Source organism: Stenotrophomonas sp. HMWF023 (assembly GCF_003060985.1).
GTDB classification, from domain to species: Bacteria; Pseudomonadota; Gammaproteobacteria; order Xanthomonadales; family Xanthomonadaceae; genus Stenotrophomonas; species Stenotrophomonas lactitubi.
Genome location: NZ_QAIJ01000094.1, coordinates 1 through 3,672, shown reverse-complemented (window position 1 = coordinate 3,672; position 3,672 = coordinate 1). Strand labels below are relative to the sequence as shown.

3 protein-coding genes and 1 pseudogene are annotated in these 3,672 nt (G+C 66.6%); 3 read left to right on the top strand and 1 reads right to left on the bottom strand.

Annotation, left to right across the window (positions count from 1 at the left end; genetic code table 11):
- Nucleotides 1–160: 160 nt before the first annotated feature.
- Nucleotides 161–859, bottom strand: a complete 699-nt coding sequence (locus DBR20_RS04695) for an SGNH/GDSL hydrolase family protein (protein WP_108265370.1) — start codon at nt 857–859, stop codon at nt 161–163.
- Nucleotides 860–1,082: 223 nt separating this feature from the next.
- Between DBR20_RS04695 and DBR20_RS04690 the strand changes: the two genes are divergently transcribed.
- From DBR20_RS04690 to DBR20_RS04680, 3 genes and pseudogenes are all read left to right on the top strand, one after another.
- Entirely contained in the window at nt 1,083–1,478 is a 396-nt protein-coding gene (locus DBR20_RS04690) for a diacylglycerol kinase (protein ID WP_108265371.1), read from the top strand.
- A gap of 33 nt (nt 1,479–1,511) precedes the next feature.
- On the top strand, nt 1,512–2,261 hold the full coding sequence (locus DBR20_RS04685; protein WP_099820261.1) for a TerC family protein: 750 nt from the start codon (nt 1,512–1,514) through the stop codon (nt 2,259–2,261).
- 219 nt (nt 2,262–2,480) lie between these two features.
- Nucleotides 2,481–3,641: pseudogene (locus DBR20_RS04680) on the top strand (MFS transporter).
- The last annotated feature ends 31 nt before the right edge of the window (nt 3,642–3,672 follow it).

Here is a 3,672-nt window from a genome sequence, read left to right as displayed (position 1 = left end):
CATCCATGGGGGCTCGATGGCGCCATCCATGGCGCCAACGGTCCTGCAAACCCACAGCGCCCCGCCTTCGACAGGTTCCGCGATCTGCGGTAGATCCACGCCATGCGTGGATGAAGCGTCCCCGGTAGTGCCGGCCGCTGGCCGGCAACCCCAGCATCACTCAGTTGCAGTTGACCTTCGGCGCCAGCGCCTTGGTCCAGATCGCATAGCCGGCCGGGGTCATGTGCAGCATGTCCTCGCGGAACAACCCGGCATCGGGCTGCCCATCGGTCCCGAGCATTGGTGTGTAGATGTCGGTGTAGCCGGTGTTGGGCAGCTTCGCCAGCGCGGCCTTGATCTTCGCGTTGGCGTCGTTGATCGCCGGCAGCAGGTGCGCCCGCGACGGGCTGGGCTTGATGGAGACGTACTCCACCTTCGTCTTCGGCAGGTCGCGATGCACGCGCTGCACGAAGGCCACCACGTCGTCGCGGACCTGGGTCGCGCTGCGGCCGCTGTTGAGGTCGTTGTCGCCGGCGTAGAAGAACACCTTGCACGGTGCATACGGCACGATGGCCTGGCCGGCATACCAGGTGCTGTCGCGGACTTCCGAGCCACCGAAGCCGCGGTTGAACACCGGTTGCCCCGGGAAGTCCTGGGCCAGGCTGTCCCACATGCGGAAGGACGAGCTGCCGATGAATTCGATGCCGCCGCGCGGCGGTGGATTGGTCCGGTCAGCGGTGGCGAAGGATGCCATGTCGGCGGCCCAGGCCACGTTGGAAACCTGCGCGGGGACCTGCGGCGGCGCAGGCGGGCTCAGGGCCTGGGCCAGCGGCGCGGCCAGCAGGCCAAGCAGGATCAGGCAGGTGCGGGGACGGGTCATCAGGCACTCCGGCAGGGCAGGGGGCATCCATCATAGAAGCTGGTCCTGCCCCACGCTTGGCCGCTCGGGGCCGTTCGCGGGGCCAAGCGGCGGGGCGTCCGGGGTGCCATTGCCGCCCTTGTGGCAAAATGGGGGCTGTCTGCCTATCCCTGTGCACCCATGATTCCCTGCCGTGCGTCTGAGCGGTCGCTGCGCCGCGCCCCTGTTGCTGGATCCTTCACCCGTGGCTGATCAGTTCGGCCACATGCCCCGCGGCCCGCGCCGTATCTTCCAGGCTGCCCGCTGGTCCTGGCAGGGCCTGCGAGCCGCCTGGCTGCACGAGTCCTCGTTCCGGCTGGAGGTCTACCTGCTGGTGCTGCTGACGCCGCTGGCGATCTGGCTGGGCCAGACACCGGTGGAGCGCGCGCTGATGATCGGCTCGATGCTGCTGGTGCTGGCGATGGAGCTGGCCAACTCGGCCATCGAGGCGGTGATCGAGCGCTATGGCGCGGAAATCCATGAACTGGCCGGCCGCGCCAAGGACATGGGCTCGGCGGCGGTGTTCGTGCTGATGATGAACGTGCTGCTGTGCTGGGGCCTGGTGCTGGTGCCGCGATTGTTCCCGGCCAGCGTCGGCTGATCCTTCTTCCTCCCCCCTTGTTGAAGACTTCCCATGTCCCTTGAGCTTCTCGCCGATCCGAATGTCTGGTTGACCCTGTTCACCTTGAGCGCACTGGAAATCGTGCTCGGCATCGACAATCTGGTGTTCATCTCCATCGCCGTCAGCAAGCTGCCCGAAGAGCGCCGTCCGTTCGCGCGCCGCCTCGGCATCGCGGTGGCGTGCATTACCCGTATCGGCCTGCTGGTGTCGCTGGCGTACCTGGCGCACATGCAGGCGAACCTGTTCACTGTGGCCGGCATGGGCATCTCCATCCGCGACCTGGTGCTGATCGTCGGTGGCCTGTTCCTGATCATCAAGGGCTGGATGGAGATCAAGGAAATGATCTCCGGTGGCGAGGACGAGGATCCGACCACCACCAAGACCTCGGCCGTGTTCGGCTACGTGATCGCGCAGATCGCCATCATCGACATCGTGTTCTCGCTGGACTCGGTGATCACCGCTGTCGGCATCGCCGACCACGTGCCGGTGATGGTGGCCGCGATCCTGCTGTCGGTGGCGGTGATGCTGCTGGCGGCCAACCCGCTGGGCCGTTTCATCGATGCCAACCCGACCGTGAAGATGCTGGCCCTGGCTTTCATCCTGCTGATCGGTGCGGTGCTGATCCTGGATGGCCTGGACGTGCACGTGCCCAAGCCCTACATCTACGCCGCGATGGGCTTCTCGGTGCTGGTGGAGTGGCTGAACCTGCTGATGCGCCGCCGCGCACGCGAACACCACGTGCCGGGTGCCGGCGACTGGTAAGCACGACCCCGAACCCCCGGCCAGCGCCGGGGGTTCTGCTTTACGGGCGCCGCTGCGCTCGCCGGGCATGGCCCGGCGCTACCCGGATGGCGCACCTGCCCGCCACTTGTGAATCGGGATCAACACTGTTTTCCCGCGCCGAGGCTTACTCCCGGCCGGCAAAGCGCGCAGGCTACGCGCTCATTTTCCACAGGGCCTGCCCCCACGCAGGCAACTCCCATGAATTCCAGAGCCGCTTTGCTGGCACTCGCCGTCGGCGCCTTCGCCATTGGCACCACCGAGTTCACCCCGATGGGCCTGTTGCCGGTCATCGCCAACGGAGTGGGGGTCAGCATCCCCACCGCCGGCATGCTGATCACCGCCTATGCGGTGGGCGTGATGCTGGGCGCACCGGTGATGACCCTGCTGATGGGACGCTTCGGCAAGCGCACCGCGCTGATGCTGCTGATGTCGATCTTCATCGTCGGCAACGTGCTGTCGGCGCTGGCCCCGAACTACGGCCTGCTGCTGCTGTCGCGGCTGGTGACCAGCCTCAATCACGGCGCGTTCTTTGGCATCGGCGCGGTGGTCGCCGCCAGCCTGGTGCCCAAGGAGAGGCAGGCGGCAGCAGTGGCAACGATGTTCATGGGCCTGACCATCGCCAACATCGGCGGCGTGCCGCTGGCGACCTAGGTCGGCCAGCAACTGGGTTGGCGTTTGGCTTTTGCCGGCACTGCCGTACTCGGCGTGGTGGCGATCACCGCATTGGCGATGGCACTGCCGGCCTCCGCAGCGGGTGCACGCCCGGATGTCCGACGTGAACTGAAATCGATCATGCAACCGCAGGTGCTGCTGGCGATGGCGACCACGGTGCTGGGCGCAGGAGCTATGTTCACTCTCTACACCTACGTAGCGCCAGTGTTGACCGAGCTTACCGGTGCGTCCAATGCCTTCATTGCATTGTCGCTGGCACTGATCGGTATTGGTTTCACCTTCGGTAACGGCATCGGTGGACGCATGGCCGACTGGTCGCTGGACGGTTCGACCCGCATCCTGCTGGCGGTACTGGCGGCGCTGATGTTCGTGCTGCCACTGGCCTTCATGAGCCACGCGACCGCAGCGCTTGGCGTGTTGCTGTTCGGTGCAGCGACCTTCGCCATCGTGCCGCCGCTGCAGATCCGGGTGATGCAGGCCGCCAGCGAGGCGCCAGGATTGGCGTCGTCGATCAATGTTGGTGCGTTCAACCTCGGCAATGCACTGGGCGCGGCGCTGGGCGGTGCGGTGATCAGCCTTGGGCTGGGCTACGCCGCGATTCCGGTGGCCGGTGGCCTGCTGGCGGCATCGGCGCTGCTGCTGGCGTGGCTGGGGCGTGCGCGCGTGCCGGCTGCTGAGGCTTGCTGAGGGGTTTGGCAGCAGGGCTGCGCCCTGCACC